At 67.2% G+C, this 25,738-nt stretch carries 24 protein-coding genes and 1 tRNA gene; 17 read left to right on the top strand and 8 right to left on the bottom strand.

From position 1 onward, the window contains the following. Positions 1–231 carry a hypothetical protein gene (locus tag AC3IFE_RS23870; protein ID WP_006487995.1) on the top strand — a complete coding sequence of 77 codons (231 nt, stop codon included), beginning with the start codon at positions 1–3 and terminating at the stop codon, positions 229–231. A 116-nt stretch (positions 232–347) separates the two neighbouring features. Further along, positions 348–647: a hypothetical protein gene (locus AC3IFE_RS23865; RefSeq protein WP_489192393.1), complete on the top strand. Its 300-nt coding sequence runs from the start codon at positions 348–350 to the stop codon at positions 645–647. A gap of 149 nt (positions 648–796) precedes the next feature. On the opposite strand, the gene AC3IFE_RS23860 is transcribed toward AC3IFE_RS23865, so the two are convergent. Then, a tRNA-Leu gene (locus AC3IFE_RS23860) sits at positions 797–883 on the bottom strand. A 237-nt stretch (positions 884–1,120) separates the two neighbouring features. Between AC3IFE_RS23860 and hpnD the strand changes: the two genes are divergently transcribed. Continuing rightward, positions 1,121–1,954 (top strand): presqualene diphosphate synthase HpnD, encoded by an 834-nt coding sequence (hpnD, locus tag AC3IFE_RS23855; protein WP_489192391.1) that lies wholly within the window; start codon positions 1,121–1,123, stop codon positions 1,952–1,954. Between the two features lie 10 nt (positions 1,955–1,964). Here the strand turns inward: hpnD and AC3IFE_RS23850 are convergent, their stop codons facing one another. From AC3IFE_RS23850 to AC3IFE_RS23840, 3 genes are all read right to left on the bottom strand, one after another. Then, the gene (locus AC3IFE_RS23850; protein ID WP_489192389.1) at positions 1,965–3,185 is read right to left on the bottom strand and encodes a DUF1501 domain-containing protein; all 1,221 of its coding nucleotides are present in this window, start codon (positions 3,183–3,185) and stop codon (positions 1,965–1,967) included. 67 nt (positions 3,186–3,252) lie between these two features. Continuing rightward, positions 3,253–4,755 (bottom strand): DUF1800 domain-containing protein, encoded by a 1,503-nt coding sequence (locus tag AC3IFE_RS23845; protein WP_489192387.1) that lies wholly within the window; start codon positions 4,753–4,755, stop codon positions 3,253–3,255. A 134-nt stretch (positions 4,756–4,889) separates the two neighbouring features. Continuing rightward, positions 4,890–5,168, bottom strand: coding sequence for a hypothetical protein (locus AC3IFE_RS23840; RefSeq protein ID WP_006478566.1), 279 nt, complete (start codon positions 5,166–5,168; stop codon positions 4,890–4,892). A gap of 258 nt (positions 5,169–5,426) precedes the next feature. Between AC3IFE_RS23840 and ompR the strand changes: the two genes are divergently transcribed. The 4 genes from ompR to AC3IFE_RS23820 all read left to right on the top strand — a co-directional run bounded on the left by ompR (position 5,427) and on the right by AC3IFE_RS23820 (position 8,906). Beyond that, a complete protein-coding gene (gene ompR, locus AC3IFE_RS23835) occupies positions 5,427–6,161 on the top strand; it encodes an osmolarity response regulator transcription factor OmpR (protein WP_006478565.1) in 735 nt (244 codons plus the stop codon). 41 nt (positions 6,162–6,202) lie between these two features. Beyond that, complete coding sequence (locus AC3IFE_RS23830; protein ID WP_489192384.1) at positions 6,203–7,564, top strand: ATP-binding protein; 1,362 nt, start codon at positions 6,203–6,205, stop codon at positions 7,562–7,564. 189 nt (positions 7,565–7,753) lie between these two features. After that, positions 7,754–8,302: a peroxiredoxin gene (locus tag AC3IFE_RS23825; protein ID WP_006478563.1), complete on the top strand. Its 549-nt coding sequence runs from the start codon at positions 7,754–7,756 to the stop codon at positions 8,300–8,302. 76 nt (positions 8,303–8,378) lie between these two features. Beyond that, a complete protein-coding gene (locus tag AC3IFE_RS23820) occupies positions 8,379–8,906 on the top strand; it encodes a carboxymuconolactone decarboxylase family protein (RefSeq protein ID WP_050013297.1) in 528 nt (175 codons plus the stop codon). Between the two features lie 131 nt (positions 8,907–9,037). Here the strand turns inward: AC3IFE_RS23820 and ispF are convergent, their stop codons facing one another. Together ispF and ispD are read right to left on the bottom strand one after the other, a co-directional pair. Continuing rightward, positions 9,038–9,523: a 2-C-methyl-D-erythritol 2,4-cyclodiphosphate synthase gene (ispF, locus tag AC3IFE_RS23815; protein WP_489192381.1), complete on the bottom strand. Its 486-nt coding sequence runs from the start codon at positions 9,521–9,523 to the stop codon at positions 9,038–9,040. Positions 9,524–9,552: 29 nt separating this feature from the next. Continuing rightward, the gene (ispD, locus tag AC3IFE_RS23810) at positions 9,553–10,263 is read right to left on the bottom strand and encodes a 2-C-methyl-D-erythritol 4-phosphate cytidylyltransferase (protein ID WP_301739018.1); all 711 of its coding nucleotides are present in this window, start codon (positions 10,261–10,263) and stop codon (positions 9,553–9,555) included. A 107-nt stretch (positions 10,264–10,370) separates the two neighbouring features. On the opposite strand from ispD, the gene mfd reads away from it, so the two are divergent. The 4 genes from mfd (at position 10,371) to AC3IFE_RS23790 (ending at position 16,826) form a co-directional block, all read left to right on the top strand. Beyond that, complete coding sequence (gene mfd, locus AC3IFE_RS23805) at positions 10,371–13,841, top strand: transcription-repair coupling factor (RefSeq protein ID WP_489192378.1); 3,471 nt, start codon at positions 10,371–10,373, stop codon at positions 13,839–13,841. Between the two features lie 104 nt (positions 13,842–13,945). After that, on the top strand, positions 13,946–15,166 hold the full coding sequence (gene argE / locus AC3IFE_RS23800; RefSeq protein ID WP_489192377.1) for an acetylornithine deacetylase: 1,221 nt from the start codon (positions 13,946–13,948) through the stop codon (positions 15,164–15,166). Between the two features lie 60 nt (positions 15,167–15,226). After that, the gene (locus tag AC3IFE_RS23795) at positions 15,227–16,246 is read left to right on the top strand and encodes a threonine/serine dehydratase family protein (protein ID WP_089467684.1); all 1,020 of its coding nucleotides are present in this window, start codon (positions 15,227–15,229) and stop codon (positions 16,244–16,246) included. 46 nt (positions 16,247–16,292) lie between these two features. Further along, a complete protein-coding gene (locus tag AC3IFE_RS23790) occupies positions 16,293–16,826 on the top strand; it encodes a DUF3574 domain-containing protein (protein WP_489192544.1) in 534 nt (177 codons plus the stop codon). A gap of 84 nt (positions 16,827–16,910) precedes the next feature. Here AC3IFE_RS23790 and AC3IFE_RS23785 read toward each other — a convergent pair whose 3' ends face one another. Next, a complete protein-coding gene (locus tag AC3IFE_RS23785) occupies positions 16,911–19,436 on the bottom strand; it encodes a penicillin-binding protein 1A (RefSeq protein ID WP_301739022.1) in 2,526 nt (841 codons plus the stop codon). A gap of 443 nt (positions 19,437–19,879) precedes the next feature. Here AC3IFE_RS23785 and AC3IFE_RS23780 point away from each other — a divergent pair, with 443 nt between their 5' ends. The 4 genes from AC3IFE_RS23780 (at position 19,880) to AC3IFE_RS23765 (ending at position 23,278) form a co-directional block, all read left to right on the top strand. Then, on the top strand, positions 19,880–20,560 hold the full coding sequence (locus AC3IFE_RS23780) for a PspA/IM30 family protein (protein ID WP_489192374.1): 681 nt from the start codon (positions 19,880–19,882) through the stop codon (positions 20,558–20,560). Between the two features lie 96 nt (positions 20,561–20,656). Then, the gene (locus tag AC3IFE_RS23775) at positions 20,657–21,841 is read left to right on the top strand and encodes a tetratricopeptide repeat protein (protein ID WP_489192372.1); all 1,185 of its coding nucleotides are present in this window, start codon (positions 20,657–20,659) and stop codon (positions 21,839–21,841) included. 225 nt (positions 21,842–22,066) lie between these two features. After that, positions 22,067–22,498 (top strand): large conductance mechanosensitive channel protein MscL, encoded by a 432-nt coding sequence (mscL, locus tag AC3IFE_RS23770; protein WP_059585158.1) that lies wholly within the window; start codon positions 22,067–22,069, stop codon positions 22,496–22,498. A 333-nt stretch (positions 22,499–22,831) separates the two neighbouring features. Further along, a complete protein-coding gene (locus tag AC3IFE_RS23765) occupies positions 22,832–23,278 on the top strand; it encodes a hypothetical protein (protein WP_006488003.1) in 447 nt (148 codons plus the stop codon). Between the two features lie 66 nt (positions 23,279–23,344). Here the strand turns inward: AC3IFE_RS23765 and AC3IFE_RS23760 are convergent, their stop codons facing one another. Continuing rightward, positions 23,345–24,238 carry an NAD(P)-dependent oxidoreductase gene (locus tag AC3IFE_RS23760; RefSeq protein WP_489192368.1) on the bottom strand — a complete coding sequence of 298 codons (894 nt, stop codon included), beginning with the start codon at positions 24,236–24,238 and terminating at the stop codon, positions 23,345–23,347. A gap of 135 nt (positions 24,239–24,373) precedes the next feature. On the opposite strand from AC3IFE_RS23760, the gene AC3IFE_RS23755 reads away from it, so the two are divergent. Together AC3IFE_RS23755 and AC3IFE_RS23750 are read left to right on the top strand one after the other, a co-directional pair. Further along, the gene (locus AC3IFE_RS23755) at positions 24,374–24,583 is read left to right on the top strand and encodes a dodecin (RefSeq protein ID WP_011549586.1); all 210 of its coding nucleotides are present in this window, start codon (positions 24,374–24,376) and stop codon (positions 24,581–24,583) included. A gap of 212 nt (positions 24,584–24,795) precedes the next feature. Continuing rightward, the gene (locus AC3IFE_RS23750; protein WP_006478550.1) at positions 24,796–25,725 is read left to right on the top strand and encodes a LysR substrate-binding domain-containing protein; all 930 of its coding nucleotides are present in this window, start codon (positions 24,796–24,798) and stop codon (positions 25,723–25,725) included. The last annotated feature ends 13 nt before the right edge of the window (positions 25,726–25,738 follow it).

The raw sequence follows: 25,738 nt of genomic DNA, 5'->3' as shown, positions 1-25,738 counted from the left end.
ATGAAATCGTCCCCGCGCGACAACAACGACAACGCCAAAACGCGCCGCCAGCCGTCGAAGCTGGCCCTGAACATCGCCGCCGTGACGGTCGGCCTCATCACGTTCGCGATCGGTGCGGCGTGGGTGATCTATAGCTGGGTCGTCGATCGCGAAGCGCAGTATTTCGCGATTCCGCTGGTGTTCTCGGTGCCGGTGATCGTCGCCGTCGCGATCCGCAGCTTCTGGGAATAGGCGCGGCGGAAATGGCGAAGCGCCGCGGCCGGGCGACGTGCGGCGCTTGATTGTCGAGCGACGCAACGCTCATCTACGAGCCATTTGCAGGACGGCATGCGCTCCCGGATTGTTGCATGCTGCCCTTCGATACGACACTGAGTGCGGACACGGTCAGCACCGTACCAACCGATTTCAGCACGGATTCCGCGGAAGGAGGCTCACCGCCCATGATCCGCCACCCTGCAGCAGTCGACGTGGAAGGAGAGCAGTCCAGCGGCTTCCTGACGGTCGCCTCGGGTCTTGCGCTCCACGCCACGTTGTCGGCAGGCGCGGCCGCGACAGCCGGCATGGCCAGCATCAGCGCCAGAACGCCGATTGACGTGCGTCCGGTGTTGGGCATCGACGGTCTCCGGTTGAACAGCCCGCGTGTATGAAAGGTTTTGTCATGGTACACGTTGCCCATTTACGGTACGTGCGCGAATGGCATCATCCCGGCCGAGGGCCATCAACAAAAAAGCGCTGCGGTCAGCCGACCGGCAGCGCTTTTTCGCGAACGGCCCCTGATGGAGGCACGTTCGATTTCTGGTGCGTGAGGCCGGACTCGAACCGGCACACCCTTGCGGGCGTCAGGACCTAAACCTGGTGCGTCTACCAATTTCGCCACTCACGCGTATTTCCGTTGCCTGACCGCGCGAACGTACGCAAGATGCGTGCTCCACGCGCCCGGGACTTCGCGCCGGCCGAAAACCGGCACGCCCGATCAGGCGAGCGCGAGATTCTACCCGATCCGTTCGGCGTTGTCTCGCCCCGTCGGCACCCGTCGTGCCGCGGTGCTAGAATGCCGCGCTCGACGTTTCGGCAGCGCGCCGCCGCGCGTCCCCCGAACCTGCCCCACCCGATTTCGCCCGTGAACTTCGACGACTACTGTCAGCAAAAGGCCGCCCCCGCCGGCTCCAGCGTCTACTACGCGCTGCGTCAGGCGCCGCTCGCCACGCAGCCGCGCCTGACCGCGCTGTTCGCGCTGCGCCGCGAACTCGAGGAAACCGTCAAGGAAACCAGCGATCCGACCGTCGGACATACGAAACTCGCGTGGTGGCACAAGGAACTCGCGGCACTGGCCGACGGGCAGCCGTCGCACCCGGTCACGAAGGCGCTGGCGCAGCATCACCCGGCAATCGCCGCCGAGGCCGATGCATTGCGCACGCTCGTCAACGGTTACGGGATGGACCTCGAACAGGCACGCTACCTCGATTTCGCGAACCTGCAGCGCTATATCGCGCAGGTCGGCGGCACGTTCGCGTCGCTGGTTGCGCGCGCCAGTTCGCCGAACCCGGCCGACCCGCAGCCGTGGGCCGCGGGCGTCGGCCGCGCACTGATGCTCGCGCAATTCGTGCAGGAGCTCGGCAATGACGCGCGCCACGGCCGCATCTACCTGCCGATCGACGAACTGCAGCGCTACAACGTGACCGCGGCCGATCTGCTGAATCGCCGCTACAGCCCGGCCTTCACCGAATTGCTGCAATTCCAGACGACCCGCGCACGCGAAGCGCTCGCGGCCGCCAATGCGGCGATTCCCGCCGCCGAACGCCGCGCGCAACGCACACTGCGTGCGCAACTCGCGCTGGCCGGCGCGCTGCTCGACGAAATCGCGCGCGACGGCTACCAGGTGCTGCACCAGCGCATTGCGCTGACGCCGATCCGCAAGCTGTGGATCGCGTGGCGCGCCGCGCGCCGTCGCTAAGCCGCGCGGGTCACGCCTTCAGCAGCGGCAGCGTGTCGAAACGCTGCTGCAGCACGCGCGTCGCATCAAGCCCCCACCACGACCCGAGCACGGTCGCATAAAGCTGGCGGAAATCGACCGCGACCGGCAAGTTGCCGTTGCCGTCGAGCCGCCCGAGCGCCGGCGGCGCACCGTACAGCCCGCCCGCCACGCGGCCGCCCATCACGAAATGCGGCGCGGCCGTGCCATGATCCGTGCCGTTACTCTGGTTCTCGCGCACGCGCCGGCCGAATTCCGCATACGTCATCATGAGCGTTTCGTTCCAGCGCCCGAGTTCGATCAACGCCGCCCGCATCGCGCTCATCCCGTCCGCGAACTGCTTGAGCAGCGCGGCCTGCTGCCCCGGCTGGTTCTGGTGCGTGTCGAAACCGTTGAGCGTCAGGCGCAGCACCGCGACACCGTCCTGCGCGCCGGGTCCGGACGCTTCGCACGCGGCCAGCACCTGCATCGCGGTCTTGACCGACGTGCCGAATGCGCCGGCCGGAAAGGCCGTCCTGAATTCGCGCATCCCGCCGCGCGGACGCAGCCGGTCGGCCGCCTTCACGATGTCGTTCTCGACGTCGATGATGTGCGCGAGCGCGGGGTTCTGCTCGCGCAACGACGACGGCTCGGCGAGCCGGGCCGCGCGGATGAACTGCGCGGGATTGACGAGCGCGATCGCACGCGCGCCGTTCGACAGCGGCCCCATCTCGGCGCTGCCGAGCACGACGCCGTCCGCCGCGAAACCGGGCGGCACGGGCGCTTGCGCAAACGTGCGCGTGAGCCAGCCTTCGTGCAGGTACTGATCCGAGCGCGACGCGGTGTCCCAGATCTCGATCGAACGGAAATGCGACAGGTTCGGCTGCGGATAGCCGACACCCTGCACGATCGCGACCTGTCCGTCGCGCCACAGCGGCATCAGCGGCGCGAGCGACGGGTGCAGCCCCGTCTGCGCGTCGAGCTGCAGCACCTGATCGCGCTTGATGCCGATGCCGCGCCGGAACTGGTAGTACAGCGCATCGGCATACGGCACCACCGTGTTGAGACCGTCGTTGCCGCCCTTCAGCTCGACGAGGATCAACACGTTCGCATACCCGGTTGCGGGCTTGCGCCCAGCCTGCGTCGCAGCAGCCGCCATCGCGGGCGCTTGCCACATCGACACGCCGGCGGCGGCCGCGGCGCCCGTGAGCGTCAGAAAATCACGTCGGTTCATCGCACATCCTTTGGTTCGCCGCCCTGCATCTTTGCCGCGGCGGCTGCCCGCTTCGTCGTCGTTCGCATCATTTCAGTTGATAGGCCGGATCCATCAGCAACGCCTCGAGATACGCGCTGCCGGTCGAATCCGTGTCGATCGCCGCGACCGGCGAGAGTTGCAGCACCGCGTGCTGCAACTGCAGTTCGGTCGACAATCCCGCGATCACTTGCGGTCGAGCACGATATTGGGCCAGCCAACGCTCGAGGTCGAAACGCAGGCCGCCGCGCGCGGGCTTCGCGGGCGTGCCGCGCTGGCCGGCGGCGGACGCCGCGTCGACTACCGGCATCGCATGGGCGCGCGCGCCTGGCTGCGGCGCGATCGCGCGGGCTGGCGGCCGCATGCCGGCCGTCTCGGTCGCGCGGAACAGCTGCTCGACGAACTGCTTGCGCGACAGCAACGTGGTGCTGTTGATCCACAGCGCGCCGCCCGGCCAGCCCTTCACGTTCGGCGGATAGAAGAGGTTCTGCCCGAGCGTGCGGACGGTGTCCGCGAGCATCTTCGGATCGCCGTACGCCACGTCGAACAGCCGCACCGACCCGACGACGAATTCAGCCGGCGATTTGACGAGCACGCCGCGGTTGCGCGGCTCCCAGAACGCGTCGGTCGACCACAGCGCGGCGAGCGCCGCGCGAATGTCGTAGCCGCTCGCGCGAAACCGTTCGGCGACCGCATCGAGCGCGCCCGGCTCCGGCGTATCGGACACGAACTCGCGCCACAGCTTGCCGGCGATGAAGCGCGCGGTGCCCGGCCGCTTCAGCAGAATGTCGAGAAAACCGTCGCCGTCGAACCGCCCGGTTTCGCCGAGGATCGTCTTGTCGCCGGCATCGTGCCATTCGGGTCGCACCATGAAGCGCAGCGTATCGGGATCGACGGTCCAGCCCGTCATCGCGCACGCGGCTTCGGTCACGTCGTATTGCGTGTAGTGCCCTTCGCCGAGCGTGAACAGCTCCATCACCTCGCGCGCGAAATTCTCGTTCGGCCGCCCCTTGCGATTGCTCGCGCCGTCGAGATACTGCAGCATCGCCGGGTCCTTCGCGACCGCGTGCAGCAGCGTGCCGAAGTTGCCGAGCGCCTCGCGACGAAACAGCGCGTTCTGCGCGGCCATCGTCTGCGGGTAAGGCACCTTGTCCTGTCCGGACGTGAAATGCCCATGCCAGAACAGCGTCATGCGCTCGGTCAGCGGCGACGGCGTCGCGACCATCTCGTTGACCCAGGCCGCCCGCAACGCATCGTAGCGGCGATTGCGCTCGCGCTGCTCGTCGCGCCGCATGTCGGGCGTCAGCGCCTGGCGCTGCGCGCGCGTCGGCGGCGGCTCGGCGATCCAGTCGGGCCACGTCGTGACGGGTTCGCGTCGCACGCTGCCGAGCGTGTCGGCCACGACCTGCGCGCGCGTCATGCCGACGATGCGCGCGACCTCGGCGGGCGCGGGAGAGAAACCGGTGCGACTCAAGAAAAACAGCGCGTCGTCGGCATCGAGCTGCGACTGCATGGCGGGCGACGGCGCCGGTGCGGCAGCGTTCGCTTTCATCGTCATGGACTCCCGGAACGCACCGGCGGTGCGGATGCCCGTACAACGGCATTCGGCAGCAGAAAGTTGACGGAAAAAGTGCTACGAATTCTTTCCGCGCGGGCATTTCCGCGCAGGGCGAACGACGGCCCGCCTCAGCGCTTGTACAACTCGCGAACGGCGTCTTCGATGTGCTGGCGCAACAGGTGCCGCTCTTCGGGCGTCATGTGCCCGTCGCGGCGGCGCTGTTCGAGATCGGGAGGCACGGCGGAACGGACCGTCATGTCGGCGGCACGATCGGGTTGCGGCGCTTTGCCGCGCGGCAGCTTGCGCGACGACGCGCCCTGCTCGGGGCGCTGCGCATACGCGAAGTTCGACGCATATGGACCGGCAAGCGCGATCGTCAGCATCAGTGCAATCCGGGCAGATCGCATGACCGTCCTCGCTTCTTTGGTCGATTTGTTCCCTTCGTCACGCGGCAACCGGCTACCTCTGGTACTTGAAAAACCCTGCGGAATTCGGGTGTGCAAAGATGAAAGATGGAGTGCAGGGGAGTATCTACCGAATTTCGGCTTCGAGTAAAGGAATCTCTATAGCGTGCCTTTACTCGGCGCGACACTACGGGTAAATTTTGTAACCGACTGTAACGCACGAAAATCCCCGGCCGTGCGTCAATTCCCATTCGCGATAAGATGCCGATCATGGAAACGAAAAACCCCTCCAAGATTCTCGTCGTCGACGACGACCCTCGCCTGCGCGATCTGCTGCGCCGCTATCTCGGCGAGCAGGGTTTCAATGTCTACGTCGCGGAAAACGCGACCGCGATGAACAAGCTCTGGGTACGCGAGCGCTTCGACCTGCTCGTGCTCGACCTGATGCTGCCCGGCGAAGACGGCCTGTCGATCTGCCGCCGGCTGCGCGGCAGCAACGACCGCACGCCGATCATCATGCTCACCGCGAAAGGTGAAGACGTCGATCGCATCGTCGGCCTCGAGATGGGCGCCGACGATTACCTGCCGAAGCCGTTCAACCCGCGCGAACTGGTCGCGCGCATTCACGCGGTGCTGCGCCGGCAGGCGCCGGCCGAGCTGCCGGGCGCGCCGTCGGAAACCACCGAGGTGTTCGAGTTCGGCGAGTTCTCGCTGAACCTCGCCACGCGCACGCTGACGAAATCCGGCCAGGAAATTCCGCTGACCACCGGCGAATTCTCGGTACTGAAGGTGTTCGCGCGCCATCCGCGCCAGCCGCTGTCGCGCGAAAAGCTGATGGAACTCGCGCGCGGCCGTGAATACGAAGTGTTCGACCGCAGCCTCGACGTGCAAATCTCGCGCCTGCGCAAGCTGATCGAACCGGATCCGGGCAGCCCGCGCTTCATCCAGACCGTCTGGGGCCTCGGCTACGTGTTCATCCCGGACGGCGCCGCCTGAGCTTTTCCCTTCCCGGCTTCGCCCTGTCCACTGCCCGTCCCATGCCTATCGACCGGCGCCTTCTGCAGCTCGCGTTCGGCGGGCTGTTCTGGCGCACCTTCCTGCTGATCGCGCTGCTGATCTCGGTCAGCCTCGCCGCGTGGTTCCAGAGCTTTCGCGTGATCGAGCGCGAGCCGCGGGCGCAGCGCGTCGCGCTTCAGCTCGTCGCGGTCGTGAAGCTCACGCGCACCGCCCTGCTCTATTCCGATCCCGACTTGCGGCGCGCGCTGCTGCAGGATCTGGAGAGCAACGAGGGCGTGCGCGTGTACCCGCGCGAGAAAACCGACAAGTTCAAGCTGCAGCCCGACGAATCGCTGAACCGTCTGATCGAACACGACATCCGCAGCCGCCTCGGCGACGATACCGTGATCGCGCAGTCGGTCAACGACATTCCCGGCGTGTGGATCAGCTTCAAGATCGACGACGACGATTACTGGGTCGCGCTCGACCGCGACCAATTGGACAACGTCACGGGCCTGCAATGGGCCGGCTGGGGGCTGTTCGCGCTCGCGCTGTCGCTGTTCGGCTCCGCGTTCATCACGAGCCTCGTGAACCGGCCGTTCTCGCGGCTCGCGCTCGCCGCGCGCCAGGTCGGTTCCGGCCAGGCGCCCGAGCCGCTGCCCGAGCGCGGGATGGGCGTCGCGGCCGACACCAACCGCAGCTTCAACCAGATGGTGCGCGACCTCGAGCAGCTCGAGGCCGATCGCGCGTTGATGCTCGCGGGCATCTCGCACGATCTGCGCACGCCGCTCGCGCGGCTGCGGCTCGAAACCGAGATGAGCCCGTCCGACCAGGCGACCAAGGATGCGATGGTCGACGACATCGAACAGATGGACCGCATCATCGCGGCCTTCATCGACTATGCGCGCCCGTCGCAGCGCAAGCCCGAGCCGGTCGACCTGTCGTCGGTCGCGCACGAAGTCGCCGCGCGCGTGTCGGGCGAGGACGGCGTCGAGATCCGCACGCGGCTCGCGCCGAGCGCGATCATCGAAGCCGACGAGACCGACATGCGGCGCGTGATCGGCAACCTCGTCGAGAACGCGCGCAAGTACGGTCAGAGCAAGCAGGACGGCATCGCGCGCATCACGCTCGAGACGCGCGTGTCGCACGCGCGCGTCGAGCTGTCGGTGAGCGACGAGGGCCCCGGCATCCCCGAGGATCAACTGCCACTCGTGATGCGGCCGTTCTACCGCGTCGACACCGCACGCACCAAGGCGGACGGCACGGGCCTCGGGATGGCGATCGTGCTGCGGCTCGTCGGCCGCTACCGCGGCGCGCTGCGCCTGCGCAACCGCCAGCCGGAAGCCGGCCTCGAAGTCACGCTCGAATTCCCCGGCGCCGGCAAGGCGCGTGCGACCGCATGACACGTTCGCGCACGCATCTTGCGCGTCCCACTATCGACCCGGTTGACAAAAGCTATGAGGGTCGTTAGCCAAAATCTATTGAAGTTCAACACTAATAGTGTTATAGTTTTCCCCATGCTGTCACATCATCGTTGCAGCACCGAGGTAGCTTGACTCAGTCTTCTTCCCAACTCACACAGGAGTATCCGCATGAAAACCGTGGGCGATAAACTCGAAGCTTTCACCGTCGTAGCCGCGAAGCCGGGCTTCAATAATCACGAGGAAAACGGCCAGTCGGCGTTCGAGACCGTCACCGAAGCGTCGTTCCCGGGCAAGTGGAAGATCATCTACTTCTATCCGAAGGATTTCACGTTCGTGTGCCCGACGGAAATCGTCGAGTTCGCGAAGCTCACGAAGCAGTTCGAAGAGCGCGACGCCGTCCTGCTCGGCGGCAGCTCGGACAACGAATTCGTCAAGCTCGCATGGCGCCGTGAGCACAAGGACCTCGACAAGCTGAACCACTACTCGTTCGGCGACGTCAAGGGTGAACTGATCGACCAGCTCGGCGTGCGCGACAAGGAAGCCGGCGTGGCCCTGCGTGCAACGTTCATCGTCGATCCGGACAACACGATCCAGCACGTGTCGGTGAACAACCTGAACGTCGGCCGCAGCCCGGAAGAAGTCCTGCGTATTCTGGACGGCCTGCAAACGGACGAACTGTGCCCGTGCAACCGTGCAGTCGGCGGCGCAACGCTGTAAGCGTAGCAATGCACGAAGCCCGCGGCGCACGTCCTGCCTGCGGGCTTTTTTAACGGCCAACCCATAGGAGATATCAATGGAATTCATCGACTCGATTAAGGCACGTATCCCCGACTATGCGAAAGACATTCGCCTGAACCTCGACGGCACGATCTCGCGCTCGTCGCTCGAAGGCACCGACGCGGTCGGCGTGGCGCTGGCGGCGGCCATCGCGGCGAAGAGCACGGTGCTCGTGAAGACGATCCGCGAAGCCGGCGTGCTGTCGCCCGAAGAGACGAACGCCGTGCTGACGGCGGCCGCGCTGATGGGGATGAACAACACCTGGTATCCGTATGTCGAGATGGCCGACGACGCCGACCTGAAGACCCAGCGCGCCGAATTGCGGATGGGCGCGTATGCGACGCACGGCGGCGTCGACAAACGCAAGTTCGAGATGTACGCGCTTGCCGCGTCGATCGTCGGCAAGTGCCACTTCTGCGTGAAGTCGCACTATGCGCTGCTGAAGAACGAGCAAGGGATGACGACGACGCAACTGCGCGACGTCGGCCGCATCGCGTCGGTGATCAACGCCGCCGCGCAGGTGATCGCCGCCGAAGGCGAGTAAGCGATTGCGCGCGGCGCGGTCGTAAGCCGCGCCTGCTGCAAACGAAAATGCCACGCGTTCGCGTGGCATTTTTCATTTCGGCGGCCCGGCGCGGCGCACGGCGTGAACCGCGCGCGCCGCCGTAAAGGCCATCAGCGGCCCTGCTTGACCAGCAGCGCCGCGGCCTGCGCCTCGATCCCCTCGCCGCGGCCGAGATAGCCGAGCTTCTCGTTGGTCTTCGCCTTCACGTTCACGCGATCGAGCGGCAGCCCGAGATCCGCCGCGATGTTCGCGCGCATCCCGTCGATATGCGGCGCGAGCTTCGGCGCCTGCGCGATCACGGTGCTGTCGACGTTCTGGATCGCGAAGCCGGCCGCCTTCACGCGCTCGGCGCACGCGCGCAGCAGCACGCGGCTGTCCGCGCCCTTGAACGCCGCGTCGGTGTCCGAGAAATGGCGGCCGATGTCGCCGAGCGCCGCCGCGCCGAACAGCGCGTCGGTGATCGCGTGCAGCAGCACGTCCGCGTCCGAGTGGCCCAGCAGGCCGCGCTCGTACGGAATCGTCACGCCGCCGATGATGAGGGGGCGCCCTTCGACGAGCTGGTGCACGTCGTAGCCTTGTCCGATTCTGAAATCCATGCGTAATCCGGTTTGAGATGAGGTGAAAGTCAGGAAGCGTTCGCGGGGCGCGCGAGGATCGCCTCGGCGAGCGCGAAATCTTCCGGGTACGTGACCTTGAAGTTGCGCAGGCTGCCCTGCACGACGCGCGGCGTGTGGCCGGCCCATTCGATCGCGCTGGCCTCGTCGGTCAGGTCGTGCCCCTCGCGCTGCGCCTGCAGGATCGCGTCGCGCAGCATGCCGATGCGGAACATCTGCGGCGTTTGCGCCTGCCACAGCGCGTCGCGCGACTCCGTGCGCGCGATCGCGTCGCCGCCGGCCGGCACGCGCTTGAGCGTATCGGCCACCGGCAGCGCGACGATCCCGCCGACCGGGTCGTCCTTCAGCGTCGCGACGAGCGTGCGGATCAGCTCTGGCGTAATGCCCGGGCGCGCGGCGTCGTGCACGAGCACCCAGTCGTGGTCGGTCGCGCCGAATTCCGCCAGCTCCAGCAGCCCGTTGAGCACCGACGCCTGCCGCGAACCGCCGCCGCAGCGGCGCACCGCGAAGCGCAGGCCCGCGAAGCGGCGCGCGTCGAAATGGGAATCGTCGGGCGCGAGCACGACGAGCGTCTGCGCGAACTCGCTGCACGCGTCGAACGCGGCGAGCGTGTAGTGCAGCAGCGCGCGGCCGGCCAGCGTGCGGTATTGCTTCGGCACGGCCGAACCGGAACGGCTGCCCGTGCCGGCGCAAGGAATCAGGGCGAAAAGTCGGGGAGTCACGAAGGGAAACGCCGGAAAGGTGAAATCGAGAAGCGGATTTTATAATAGGTCTTTCGTCTCGACCGGCGCACCGCGATGCGCCCGTGCACGCCACCCCTGTCGTCCCTATGCCAGATAACGCTTCCATCCCGTCCGCTTCACCCGTTGCCCGCGTCAAGCCCGGCCAGCGTTTCGCCTTCGACGGCGCGCACGGCTCCGCCGACGCGCTCGCCATCGCCCGTTATCTCGCCGACAACCGCCTGGACGTGCCGCTCCTTGCGGTGATCTGCGCGAACGCGGTCGACGCGCAGCGGCTGTCGCAGGAAATCCGCTACTTCTCGCCCGACGCGCGCGTGCGCCTGCTGCCCGACTGGGAAACGCTGCCGTACGACACGTTCTCGCCGCACCAGGACCTCGTGTCCGAGCGCCTCGCCACGCTGCACGACCTCGGCGAGGGCCGCTGCGACATCCTGCTCGTGCCCGCGACCACCGCGCTGTACCGGATGCCGCCCGCGTCGTTCATGGCCGCTTACACGTTCGCGTTCGCGCAGGGCGAGCGGCTCGACGAGGCGAAGCTGAAGGCGCAGCTCACGCTGGCCGGCTACGAGCACGTGAGCCAGGTCGTGCGGCCCGGCGAATACTGCGTGCGCGGCTCGCTGATCGACCTGTACCCGATGGGCTCGCCGCTGCCGTACCGGATCGACCTGTTCGACGACCAGGTCGACTCGATCCGCGCGTTCGACCCCGACACGCAGCGCAGCCTCTACCCGGTGCGCGACGTGCGCCTGCTGCCCGGCCGCGAGTTCCCGTTCGACGAAGCGGCGCGCACGGCCTTCCGCAGCCGCTGGCGCGAAACCTTCGAAGGCGACCCGAGCCGCGCGCCGATCTACAAGGACATCGGCAACGGCGTGCCGTCGGCAGGCATCGAGTATTACCTGCCGCTGTTCTTCGACGAGACGGCCACGCTGTTCCACTACCTGCCGCAAGACGCGCACCTCGTGTTCACCGGCGATCTCGAAGCGTCGATCCGCCGCTTCACCGCCGACACGAAGCAGCGCCACGCGTTCCTCGCGCACGATCGCGAGCGGCCGATCCTCGAGCCGCAGCGCCTCTTCCTGTCCGACGAGGATTTCTTCGCGTTCGCGAAGCCGTTCGCACGCGTCGTGCTGCCCGCGCAGCCGGCCGGCGGCTGGGCGACCGCGCTGCCCGAACTGACCGTCGACCGCCATGCGGACGATCCGCTCGCGTCGCTGCGCACGTTCGTCGAATCGTCGGGCAAGCGCGTGCTGCTGACGGTCGAATCGGCAGGCCGCCGCGAGACGATCCTGCAACTGCTGGCCGAACACCACCTGCGCCCCGCGTCGAACGACGATTTCGCGAGCTGGCTGGCGAGCGATGCGCGCTTCGCGCTCGGCGTCGCGCCGCTCTCGAACGGCTTCGCGGTGCCGGGCGAAGGCTACGCGATCGTCACCGAAACCGAGCTGTACGGCGCGCTCGGCCGCCGCGCGGGCCGCCGCCGGCAGGAACAGGCGAGCAACGTCGACGCGATGGTGCGCGACCTGTCGGAGCTGAAGGTCGGCGACCCGGTCGTCCACGCGCAGCACGGCATCGGCCGCTACATGGGCCTCGTGTCGATGGATCTCGGCGAAGGCGAAACCGAATTCCTGCATCTCGAATACTCGGGCGACAGCAAGCTCTACGTGCCCGTCGCGCAACTGCACGTGATCTCGCGCTACAGCGGCGCCGATCCCGACAGCGCGCCGCTGCACGCGCTCGGCTCCGGCCAGTGGGAGCGCGCGAAGCGCAAGGCCGCGCAACAGATCCGCGATACGGCCGCCGAGCTGCTGAACCTGTACGCGCGCCGCGCGGCCCGCGAAGGCCACGCGTTCTCGCTCGACCCGCGCGACTACGTGAAATTCGCCGAAAGCTTCGGCTTCGAGGAAACGCCCGATCAGGCCGCGGCGATCGCGGCCGTGATCGGCGACATGACGAGCGGCAAGCCGATGGACCGCCTCGTGTGCGGCGACGTCGGCTTCGGCAAGACCGAGGTCGCGCTGCGCGCGGCGTTCATCGCGGTGCTGGGCGGCAAGCAGGTCGCGCTGCTGTCGCCGACCACGCTGCTCGCCGAGCAGCACACGCAGACCTTCGCCGATCGCTTCGCGGACTGGCCGGTGCGCATCGTCGAGCTGTCGCGCTTCAAGACCGCGAAGGAAGTGAACGCGGCGATCGCGCAGATCAACGAAGGCAGCGTCGACATCGTGATCGGCACGCACAAGCTGCTGTCGTCGGACGTGCAGTTCAAGCGCCTCGGCCTCGTGATCATCGACGAGGAACACCGCTTCGGCGTGCGCCAGAAGGAAGCGCTGAAGGCGCTGCGCGCGGAAGTCGACGTGCTGACGCTCACCGCGACGCCGATCCCGCGCACGCTCGGGATGGCGCTCGAAGGGCTGCGCGATTTCTCGGTGATCGCGACCGCGCCGCAGAAGCGGCTCGCGATCAAGACCTTCGTGCGCCGCGAGGAGGAAAGCGTGATCCGCGAGGCGATGCTGCGCGAGCTGAAGCGCGGCGGCCAGGTGTACTTCCTGCACAACGAGGTCGAGACGATCGAGAACCGCAAGGCGATGCTCGAGGCGCTCGTGCCCGAGGCGCGCATCGTGATCGCGCACGGCCAGATGCACGAGCGCGAACTCGAACGCGTGATGCGCGATTTCGTCGCGCAGCGCGCGAACGTGCTGCTGTGCACGACCATCATCGAGACCGGCATCGACGTGCCGAGCGCGAACACGATCATCATGCACCGCGCGGACAAGTTCGGCCTCGCGCAACTTCACCAGTTGCGCGGCCGCGTCGGCCGCTCGCACCACCAGGCGTATGCATACCTGCTGGTGCACGATCCGCAGTCGCTGACCAGGCAGGCGCAGCGCCGACTCGAAGCGATCCAGCAGATGGAGGAACTCGGCTCGGGCTTCTATCTCGCGATGCACGACCTCGAGATCCGCGGCACCGGCGAAGTGCTCGGCGACAAGCAGTCGGGCGAGATCCACGAGATCGGCTTCCAGCTCTATACGGACATGCTGAACGACGCGGTGAAGGCGCTGAAGAACGGCAAGGAGCCCGACCTCACCGCCCCGCTCGCCGCGACGACCGAAATCAACCTGCATGCGCCCGCGATCCTGCCGGCCGACTACTGCGCGGACGTGCAGGAGCGGCTGTCGCTGTACAAGCGGCTCGCGAACTGCGAGCACGGCGACGCGATCGACGGCATCCAGGAAGAACTGATCGACCGCTTCGGCAAGCTGCCGCCGCAGGCGCACGCGCTCGTCGAGACGCACCGGCTACGGATCGCCGCGAAGCCGCTCGGCATCGTGAAGATCGACGCGAGCGAGGTCGCGATCGGGCTGCAGTTCGAGCCGAATCCGCCGATCGACCCGATGCGGATCATCGAGATGGTGCAGAAGCATCGCCACATCAAGCTCGCGGGCCAGGACAAGCTGCGCATCGAGACGCGCTCGCCCGATCTCGCGATCCGCGTGTCGACGATCAAGGAAACGCTGCGCGCGCTCGGCCCGAAACAGGGAGCGGCCGTCGCGGCCCGCTGATGCAATCCTGACGGGCGCGACGTTGCTGCACCGCGTCGCGCCCGACGAAGGCGGCCGGGCGCGTTTTTGAGTATGATTTCCCATTAATCAGACGGAGTTTTGCCATGTCCACTCTCGACGCGACGGCGCCGTCCGCCGCAACCGAAGGCGATGCATCGCTCGTCAGCCTGCCCTGGATCAAGCAGCTCGTGTCGATGGACACGACGAGCCGCGTGCCGAACCTCGGCCTGATCGAAACGGTACGCGACGCGCTCGCCGCGAAGGGCATCGCGTCGACGATCACGCACGATCCGCGCGAGGGCTGGGCGAACCTGTTTGCCACCGTGCCCGCGCACGACGGTTCGACGAACGGCGGCATCGTGCTGTCGGGCCACACCGACGTCGTGCCGGTCGACGGCCAGCAATGGGACAACAACCCGTTCGCGCCGGAAATCCGCGACGGCCGCCTGTACGGCCGCGGCACCTGCGACATGAAGGGCTTCATCGGCGCGGCGCTCGCGCTGCTGCCCGAGATGCAGGCGACCAAGCTCGCGAAGCCGATCCATTTCGCGCTGTCCTACGACGAGGAAATCGGCTGCGCGGGCGCGCCGCTGATGATCGCCGATCTCGTGAAGCGGGGCGTGCAGCCGTCCGGCTGCATCGTCGGCGAGCCGACCAGCATGCGGCCGATCATCGCGCACAAGGGCATCAACGCATACCGCTGCTGCGTGCGCGGCCACGCCGCGCATTCGTCGCTGACGACGAAGGGGCTCAACGCGATCGAGTATGCGGCGCGCCTCATCTGCCACATCCGCGACATTGCCGACCGTTTCCGTGCCGAAGGCCCGTTCGACGAGCTGTACGACGTGCCGTTCACCACCGCGCAGACGAGCACGATCCAGGGCGGCAACGCGATCAACACGGTGCCGGCCGAGTGCCGCTTCGACTTCGAATTCCGCAACCTGCCGACGCTCGATCCCGAGCAGATCTTCACGCGCATCGAAGCGTATGCACAGGAAACGCTGCTGCCGCAGATGCTGCGCGAGCATCCGAATGCCGCGATCGAGTTCTCGAAGATCGCCGCGGCGCCCGGCCTCGACGCGACCGAACAGGCCGCGATCACGCAGCTCGTGCGCGCGCTGACGGCCGACCAGGACAAGCGCAAGGTCGCGTACGGCACCGAAGCCGGGTTGTTCGAACGCGCGGGCATCCCAAGCGTCGTGTGCGGGCCCGGCAACATCGAGCAGGCGCACAAGCCGAACGAATATGTCGAGCTCGCGCAGCTCGCCGGCTGCGAGCAGTTCCTGCGCAAGTTCATCCGCAGCATGTCGGTCGACGCGCACTGACTGCCTCCTGCCACGCCGGCCCGTGTGTGCGGGCCGGCCCACTCCGCCACCCGCCACGTCATGTCGACTGAACAACAGGGCACTGCCCATACGACGATCGACGGCGAGCCGATTCCGACGCTCGACGAAATCGCCGCGCAGCATTTCGCGTTGTCGCCGTGGGTCGCGCGCACGCCCGTGTTCGAGCGCGCCGACCTGCCTTCCCTCGAAGGCACGCACGTCAACTTCAAGTTCGAGCTGCTGCAGGTGAGCGGCAGCTTCAAGGCGCGCGGCGCGTTCACGCATCTGCTCGCGCTCGACGAAGCCCGCAAGAACGCGGGCGTCACCTGCGTGTCGGCCGGCAACCATGCGGCGGCCGTCGCGTATGCGGCGATGCGGCTCGGCAGCAGCGCGAAGGTCGTGATGTTCCACACCGCGAGCCCGGCGCGCATCGCGCAATGCAAGCAGTACCGCGCGGAAGTCGTGCTGGCGGGCAGCGCGTCGCAGGCGTTCGATCTCGTGCGGCGCATCGAGGCCGAGGAAGGCCGCTTCTTCATTCATCCGTTCAACGGCTATCACACGATCCTCGGCACCGCGACGCTCGGCTACGAATGGGCGACGCAGACACCCGACCTCGACGCGGTGATCGTGCCGATCGGCGGCGGCGGGCTCGCGGCCGGCACGGCGACCGCACTGCGGCTCGCGAACCCGCGCGTGCACGTGTACGGCGTCGAGCCGGAAGGCGCCGACGCGATGAGCCGCAGCTTCGCGGCCAATCACACGATCAAGATGAGCGCGATGCAGACCATCGCCGATTCGCTGATGGCGCCGCACACCGAGGAATACAGCTATCAGCTGTGCCGGCGCCACCTCGACCGCATCGTCACCGTCTCCGACGACGCGCTGCGCGCCGCGATGCTGTTCCTGTTCTCGCACCTGAAACTGTCGGTCGAGCCGGCCTGCGCGGCCGCGCTCGCCGCACTCCTCGGCCCGCTGCGCGAAACGCTGCAGGGCAAGCGCGTCGGCGTGCTGCTGTCGGGCACGAACACCGACCCCGCCACGCTCGGCATGCATCTCGCGCACGCGCAACTGCAGCACTGATCGCGCACCGCGCGTGCGCAGGCCATCCCCGGGTTATCCCCAGATTATGTTGACAGCCCTGTTGATAACCCGCCGGACCCGCACGCAAGTGGTTGAGCGCGCAGCGTTTTGCGCGCGCGAAGGTCGATCGTCACGAAATGGGCAGACGTGGCGGCTGGCCGCCTCGTCGATAGCGCTCGCGCTGCTTGCCGGTTGCGTGGCGCCGCCCTCGTCCACCCCCAACGGACAATCTGCGTCCTGCACGCAACCGGGCGAGAACCGCATGCTGCAGGCCGACCTGCTGTTCGGGCGCGACATCGCAGGGCGCGGGCCCATCACCGATGCCGAACGCGCGGCATTCCTCGCGGATACGATCACGCCGCGCTTTCCCGACGGCGTCACCTACTGGGACACGCACGGCCAGTGGCGCGACCGCTCGAGCGGCGCGATCACGCGTGAAGACAGCTTCGTGATCCGTATCATCGCCGCCGACACGCCCGACACGCGCACGCGGCTTGCCGCGGTCAGGCAAGCGTACGTCGAGCGATTTCACCAGCAATCGGTCGGCATGACCGTCGTGCCGGCCTGCGCGTCGTTCTGATTCACCGTCTTCCGCTGCCTGCCGCGCGCAAAAAAAACGGGCGCCCCAAGGCGCCCGTCGCGTGGCTGAAGGACAGTGTACCGCTTACTTGCTCTCGAACATGTCCATGATCTGCTGCTTCTCCTGCGGCGTGACGGGCGGCGGCGTGAGCCCTGCCGCGCCGGCCGAACCGAGTGCGTCGTTCGCACTGATCGCGTTCTCGGCGGGGTTGATGTCGACGTTCGCGACGAAGCCGTTGCCCGGCGTCCGATCGGCGTAGTACAGCTCGCCGTCGATCGTCGTCAGGCCGTCCGGCATCGGCATCTGCTGCTCGGGCACGCCGTTCAGTGCGGTGCGCATGTAGTTCACCCAGATCGGCAACGCGAGCTGCGCGCCGAATTCGCGGCTGCCGAGGCTCTTCGGCTGGTCGAAGCCCATCCACGCGACCGCGACGAGCGATTGCTGATAGCCGGCGAACCAGCCGTCCTTCGCGTCGTTCGTCGTACCCGTCTTGCCCTGCAGGTCGTTGCGGCCCAGCGCGTTGGTGCCCGCGCCCGTGCCGGCCGTCGCGACCGAATGCAGCAGGCTGTTCATCACGTACGCGTTGCGGCCTTCGATCGTGCGCGGCGCCGTGCCGCCCGCGACCACCGGCTGCGACTTCTGCAGCGGCTGGCCGCGTGCGTCGTCGACTTCGGCGATCAGGTACGGGTCGACCTTGTAGCCCCCGTTCGCGAACACCGCGTAGCCGGTCGCGAGCTGCAGCGGCGTCACGAGGCCCGCGCCGAGCGCCATCGGCAGGTAAGGCGGCGTCTTCGCCGGATCGAAGCCGAAGCGCTGCGTGACGTACTGCTGCGCATACTGCGTGCCGATCGTCGCGAGGATCCGGATCGACACCAGGTTCTTCGACCGCTGCAGGGCGGTGCGCATCGTCATCGGGCCGTCCGGCTGGTCGTCGTCCTTCGGCTCCCACGCGGTGCCGCCGGGCACGCTCGGCGGGAAGTACAGCGGCGCGTCGTTGATCATCGTCGCCGGCCCGAGCCCCTTGTCGAGCGAGGCCGAGTAGATGAACGGCTTGAACGACGAGCCCGGCTGCCGCCACGCCTGCGTCACGTGGTTGAACTTGCTCTTGTTGAAGTCGAAGCCGCCGACGAGCGAGCGGATCGCACCGTCCTGCGGCGCGATCGCGACGAGCGCGCCTTCGACTTGCGGCAACTGCACGACCTGCCAGCCCGTCTTGCCGTCCTTCAGCACGCGCACGACCGAGCCCGGCTTGATGCGCAGCGCGTTGTTCGCGCGGGCTCCGAGCGCGGCCGACACGAAGCGCAGCCCGGCCGGGCCGATCGTCGTGGTCGCGCCGCCGACGAACTGCACCTCGACCGCGTTCGGCGATGCCGACAGCACGACCGCCGATTGGAGGTCGCCGTTGTCGGGGTGATCGGCGAGCGCATCGTCGATCGCCTCGTCGCGCTCGTCGCCGGCCGCGGGCAGGTTGATCGATGCTTCGGGGCCGCGATAGCCGTGGCGGCGCTCGTAGTCGAGAATGCCGCGACGCACGGCCTGGTAAGCGGCTTCCTGATCGGCCGAGTTGATCGTCGTCGTGACGGTCAGCCCGCGCGTATAGGTTTCGTCCTTGTACTGCTCGTACATCATCTGCCGCACCATCTCGGCGACGTACTCGCCGTGCACCGCGTACTGGTTGCCGGGCGTGCGCACGTGAATCTCTTCCTTGATCGCCTGGTCGTACTGCGGCTGCGTGATGTAGCCGATGTCGAGCATGCGCTTCAGGATGTACTCCTGACGTACCTTCGCGCGCTTCGGATTGACGACCGGGTTGTACGCCGACGGCGCCTTCGGCAGCCCCGCGAGCATCGCCGCTTCGGCGAGCGTGATGTCCTTCAGGTCCTTGCCGAAGTACACGCGCGCCGCGGCCGCGAAGCCATACGAACGCTGGCCGAGATAGATCTGGTTCATGTACAGCTCGAGGATCTGGTCCTTCGTCAGGGCCTTCTCGATCTTGTACGCGAGCAGCATCTCGTAGATCTTGCGCGTGTAGGTCTTCTCGCTCGACAGGAAGAAGTTGCGCGCGACCTGCATCGTGATCGTGCTCGCGCCCTGGCGCGCGCCGCCGTGCATCAGGTCGGCCACGCCCGCGCGCAGGATGCCGACGAAATCGACGCCGCCGTGCTCGTAGAAGCGGTAGTCCTCGATCGCGAGCACGGCCTTCTTCATCACGTCGGGAATGTCCTGGAAGCGCACGAGGCTGCGGCGCTCCTCGCCGAACTCGCCGATCAGCACGTGATCGGCGGTGAACACGCGTAGCGGCACCTTCGGCTGGTAATTCGTCAGCGCGTCGAGCGACGGCAGTTGCGGCGCCATCACGACCAGCGCGTAGCCGACGATCAGCGCGCCGACGACCGCCAGTGTCGCGAACAGGCCGACGAACCATAGCGCGACGCGCGAGCCGAACGTGCGGCGGCGCCCGCCGCCACCGCCACTGCGTGGCTGCGCGCGGCGGTCGTCGTCATCGCGATCGTCGTCATCGGGGTAATAGGCTCCGGACGGCGAACGGCGCAGCGTGTAGTGGGGTTCGTTCCTGTCGGAAGAAGAAGGCGGTCGTTTGATAATTGGCATGTCGGAATGGCGGGCGTACGTGGCGCCCTCGGACGCATGCGGAAATGCAAGCGGATGAATCAGAGTGAGTGCATCGAGATGCGGCTGTCACGTCGACAGACCCCGCCGCGCGGCGATCCGTTCCCGCGACGTGACAGCGCATTTTAATGAAATCGACCGGGTGCCTTCGCGATTTTTTGTAAAAATTCGCGCAATGCCGTGATTTGCGGCACGTATTGTCGGCATCCTCGGCCTATGATGGACACGCAACACGGCGCACGCACGCGATTTTCTTTCAGTCGCGAAAGGTTGGGCGTCCCGATGCGCGAGCCGCTTGAACTCGCGCGTTTAAGCCGTATTTAAGTGAACCGGTGGTGTAATATCCGCCGGCTCACGCGGGCCGGAACCGGCTCGCGACGGGCATTGCCGCGGTCACGCGGCGCCTTTCAACCACGGAGGATTTCATGTCGCTTTTCGACTCTATTTCGCGCACGATCAAAGGCCTGCTGAACGATGCGGCCGATTCGGTACAGGATCCGTCGCGCGACGCACGGCAGATCGTGCGGGAGCTCGACGACAGCATCGGCCGTGCCGAGAATTCGCTGATCGAGATCGAAGCACAGGTCGCGACCCAGCGCAGCAAGCGCGATGCGGCCGACGACAAGGTGAAGAAGTACGAAGACGGCGCGAAGCGCGCGCTGCAGGGCGGCGACGAAGCGCTCGCCCGCGAGGCGCTCGCGGCCCAGTCGAACGCGGAAGCCGAGCGCGATGCGCTCGCGGCCGAACTGACGACGCTCGAGCCGTCGGTCGACAAGCTGAAGGGGCAGATCGCCGACATGCGTCAGCGCCGCAACGACCTGAATGCGCGCTCGAACATCCTGCAGGCCAAGCAGGAAATCGCGCAGGCGAAGGACGTGGCCGCCAGCGCGCTGGGCGGCATCGGCGGCAAGAACCTGTCCGAGGATTTCCAGAAGCTCGAGGACAAGGTCGCGCTGCAGAACGCCCGCTCGGACGCGCGCCTCAATTCGGCCGACACGTCGAGCGGCAAGGCGCTCGACGACAAGCTGGCCGCGCTGAACAAGGGCCCGTCGGTGGAAGATCGCCTCGCCGCGCTGAAGAAGCAGCTCGATACGTCCGCGCAGTAACCGCCGCCGCGGGCCACCGCGCCGCGCCCCGGCTCCGGCTCGGCCCTGCGGCGCGAACCGATCGTCAGGAGACGGGCGCATGCGCCCGGTTCGACCATGAAGAAATCTCTCGCCGCACTCGGCCTCTCGCTGATGTTGCTGTCGTCCGCCGCGTTTGCGGTCCCGTCGCTGCAGCAGGTCGAGCAGTCGATCGCGCAGCGCAACTGGCAGCAAGCCGACACGCAGTTGTCGCAAGTCATCGATGCCCATCCGAACAATGCGCACGCGCGCTACCTCTATGCGCAGGTGCTGGACCGCGAAGGCCGCGCGTCCGACGCGCTCGCGCAACTGCAGCGCGCGAAATCGCTCGATCCGCAACTGAAGTTCACCGACGCGTCGCGCTTCGCGCAAACGGAGTCGCGCATTCGCGCCGACGCCGCGCGCGCGAGCGGCAACACGCCGGCGGCCACGCAGGCCGGCACGCTGCAGCCGGGGCTCGCCCCCGCCGTCGCGCCGGCCGAAAAACACGGCCCGTCCACCGGCATGTGGATCGGCCTCGGGCTGATCGTCGCCGTGATCGCGCTGGTGCTGCGCTGGACGCTGCGGCGCGCGCGCACGGCCGACGACGGCCGCGCCGACGACGAACGCCGCACGCAGCTCAAGCGCGCGACCGACGTGCTGAACGACATCCGGCCGCTGAAGCTCGATGCGAAACTGTCGACGGCGCCCGGCGCCGCGGCGCTGACCGGCGAACTCGAAGCGATCGAGAACGACGCGCGCACGCTCGTCGAAGCGCTGTCGAACGGCAAGAATCCGGTGCCGCCGTATCGCGTCGATGAACTCGAACAGCGCCACGCGCGCGTGAAGGCGCGCGTCGAAGGCCGCCCCGACCCGGCCGCGCAGCCCACGGCGCCGGCGAACGGCAGCGGCTCCGTCTACGCGCAGGAAGCCGACCGCATGACGGGCGCGCAGGGTCAGCCGTATCAGCAGCAGCCCTACCCGCCGCAACAACCCTATCCGCAACAGCAGCCGCCCGTCGTGATCCAGCAGGGCGGCGGTTTCGGCGGCGGCATGGGCGGGCTCCTGACCGGCGTGCTGCTCGGCGAGGCGATGTCCGGCGGCCGCGAGCGCGTGGTCGAACGCGACGTGATCGTCGACGGCGAGCACCGCCGGCAGGAAGCCGACCCGGGCTTCGACCTCGGCCGCGGCGACGATTCGAGCTGGAGCGACGGCAACAGCGGCGGCGGCGGCGGGATGGATCTCGGCAGCAACGACGACGGCTGGACCGACGACAACACCTGAGTACCCGCGCACCGGGTGTCGACCTGCACGTCGACGCCCGGCCACGCACGCCAGGCCCCGCCGCGCCCACGCGCGGATTTGTCAATCATTTCAAGATGGGCTACCGGCAAGGAGAGGCGTTCGCTATCATGCGGCCATCGGCGTGCCACCGACCCTTATTCGACGCAAAGCAATCCTGCGCGTCGCGGCACGCCTCCTCTCGCCCCAACCAGGAGAAAGCCGCTCATGAGCATCATCAAGGAATTCAAGGAGTTCGCCGTCAAGGGCAACGTGATGGATCTCGCCGTCGGCGTGATCATCGGCGGCGCGTTCTCGAAGATCGTCGACTCGGTCGTGAAGGACCTCATCATGCCGGTCATCGGCGTGCTGACCGGCGGCCTGGATTTCTCGAACAAGTTCATTCTGCTCGGCACCATCCCGCCGTCGTTCAAGGGTAATCCCGATTCGTTCAAGGACTTGCAGGCCGCGGGCGTCGCCGCATTCGGCTACGGCTCGTTCATCACCGTGGCGATCAATTTCGTGATCCTTGCGTTCATCATTTTCCTGATGGTGAAATTCATCAACAAGCTGCGCAAGCCGGAAGAAGCCGCGCCGGCCGCGACGCCGGAAGACATCGTGCTGCTGCGCGAGATCCGCGATTCGCTCAAGCAGCGCTGATCGCGACACGCTCCGCCCGCCAGGCCCGCCCCGCGCGGGCCTTTTTATTGCGCAGGCGATGCACCGCCGCATGCGGCGTATCTCACTTTTTTGTGACGAGCGAATGCACGCGCGGGAAAAGCAGGTCTATGATGGAGACTAAACGACAGTACGGGCGCCAAGACGCTGGCTGTGTCGATCATGGCGAGCAGGTCGACGGGAGACATTGATCGTCGTACTGCACGAATGCAGCATTTTCGTGTGCTATAAAGGATCGACATGCGGCGTACATAGCCGGGAGTGGGTCGCATGAAAGTGCCGCATTTCTTGCAATTGTTTTTGAGGCGAGTGTTTATGTCCTTCCCGAAAAAACGTCGGCGTGCGCCGCAGGATGGCCAGGAGTCGTTCCTCGCGGTCTTGCGCCACTCGAAACCGTTTGCCCAGCTCGACACCAAGATTGCCCGCGCCCGCGCGCAGGACGAACCCGTCCTTTATGCGCACGTACTGCCGGGCCTCGACGTGCTTCTGTGCAGCGTGCGCGGCGCGCAGCCGCCCTATCCGGCCATTGCCGAACTGCGCAAGCGCTGCATCGAATCGATCGCCAACGCGCTCGAGCAGCCGCTCGACGGCCTCGAGAACGGCGGATACTGGTACGAAGCGAACGGCTTCGGCTTCCTCGTGTTCGCCAGCCGGGCGCGTGCGCGCATCCTGCCCGAGTTTGGTGCAGGTACGAAGGCGAGCCTGCGCGGCGGCCTCGGCCGCCAGAACGCCGGCGACACGACACCCCGCTCGCTCGGCTGATCCGCCAGTCATTCGATGGGCCGCCTCCGGGCGGCCCATCCGCCATTCACACGCCCCGCTTATCCGTCACGACGCCTGCTGGCGGCCGTTGCCCGGCCGCACGATGTCGATGAACGCGGCGAAATCGGCGCCGGCGAGCCCTTGCGCGGCGCCGAGCCTCAGCACCTGCTGCACGGTGGCCGACACGGGCATCACCGCGCCCGTGTCGCGCGCGGCGTCGGCGATTGCATCGACATCCTTCTGGAACGTACCGAGCGCACCGATCGGCGGATGACCGCCCGACGTCATGCGCGGCACGAACGTCTGGAGCAGCACCGAATCGGCCCAGCCGCCGGCCAGCGCCTCGGCCAGACGCGCGGCGTCGATACCGCTCGCCTGCGCGAGGCCCACCGCCTCGGCGATCGCGGTGACCGTCGCGGTGACGATCGCCTGGTTGCACAGCTTCGCCGTCTGGCCCGCGCCGGCATCGCCCATGTGCGTGATGCGCGACGCGTACGTATCGATCAGCGCCCGCACCGCGTCGAGATCGGCCGCGCGGCCGCCGGCCATCACCGCGAGCGTGCCGGCCTGCGCGCCCGGCACGCCGCCCGACACCGGCGCATCGACCCAGCCGACCCCGAGCGCGGCGGCGCGCGCCGCGTAGTCGCGCGTGGCGGCGGGCGGAATGCTCGAATGATCGACGATGCGCTGCAGGCGGCGCGTGCTCGCGTCACCGGAAAGCAGCCCGTGTTCGCCGAACACGACGTCGCCGACCGCACGACCGTCGAGCACGCACACGAATACCGTCTCGACGCGCCTGGCCAGTTCGCGCGGCGTGCCGACCACCTGCGCGCCGTCCTTCACCAGCGCGTCGGCCTTGTCGCGCGAGCGATTCCATACGCTCACGCGATGCCCGGCCGTCAACAAATGCCGAATCATCGGCGCGCCCATCAATCCCGGTCCGCAAAATCCGACTTCCACGATGCGCCTCGTCTCCGATATGGGTTGCACTTGCCGCCCATCATACCTATCACTCAAGAAGCCGGGCACGCACGGGACCGTAGCGGGACCGCACCTTGCACCGGCAATACAGACCGATACCCCAGGGAGCGCATCATGAGCGACCACGTGTACAAGCTGATCGAACTGACCGGTTCGTCGCAGCAATCGAGCGACGACGCGATCCGCAACGCGATCTCGAAAGCCGGCAAGACGCTGCACAACCTGCACTGGTTCCAGGTGACCGAAACGCGCGGCCACATCGAAGGCGACCAGGTCGTGCACTGGCAGGTCACGCTGAAGGTCGGCATGCGTATCGACGACTGACGCACCGCGCGGCGCCCCACCACCGGATGCGTGCAATGCGCATCCGCACGGCGCCGCACCCGCCTGTATTTCGCCCCGTTCAGGCCGCTTGTCGCGGCCCGGCCAGCGGGTAGCCGCGGGTATCCATCTCTTGACGCTGATTTTCGTTCATATTAAAAACGATATACCCACCCCATCCCTCGATCAGCCCAGCCATATAAACCGGAGATAACATGAGTCAGCAACGCGAGGCGATCGACACGTACCTCTTGCGCGTCTTGCACACCTTGTTGATGGAGCGCAGCGTCACGCGCGCGGCCGTCAAACTGAACCAGTCGCAACCGGCGATCAGCGCCGCGCTGCGCCGCCTGCGCGACATCACCGGCGATCCGCTGCTGGTGCGCGGCAAGTCCGGCATGGTGCCGACCGAATACGGGCTGCGCCTGCTCGAGCCCGTGCAGAACGCGCTGCGTGAAATCGAGCGCATCAAGTTCCAGCAGCACAACTTCGACCCGGCCACGTCGATCCGCTGCTACCGGATCGGCTGCCCCGACTACCTGAACGTGCTGTTCGTGCCGACCGTCGTCGAACGCTTCCGCCTGGCCGCGCCGAACGCGACGCTCGAGTTCCACTCGCTCGGCCCCGCGTTCGACTACGAGCTCGCGCTGGAAGACGGCAAGCTCGACATCGTCGTCGGCAACTGGCCCGAACCGCCGGAGCAACTGCACCTGTCGAACCTGTTCGTCGACGAAATCGTCTGCCTGATGAGCAACACGCATCCGTTCGCGAAGCGCGGCGGGCTCACGCTCGACCAGTACCTGAACGCGCCGCATCTCGCGCCGACGCCGTACTCGGTCGGCCAGCGCGGCGCGATCGACGTGCATCTCGCGCGCGAGCGGCTCAAGCGCCACGTGGTCGTCACGCTGCCGTACTTCAACCTCGCGCCTTACGTGCTCGTGAAGTCGGACCTGATCTTCACGACCACGCGGCTGTTCGCCGACCACTACGCGAAATTCCTGCCGCTGTCCGTCGTGCCGGCGCCGCTCGACTTCCCGCCGATGCAGTACTACCAGCTGTGGCACGAGCGCTGCCATTACTCCGACGAAGTGCGCTGGCTGCGCAGCCTCGTCGCCGAGGCCACCCGCACGCTGATCGAGGCGTAATCGCATACGGCGC

It is taken from the genome of Burkholderia sp. APQ4-4ca (assembly GCF_057837105.1).
This window is presented reverse-complemented; position numbering and strand designations above follow the sequence as displayed.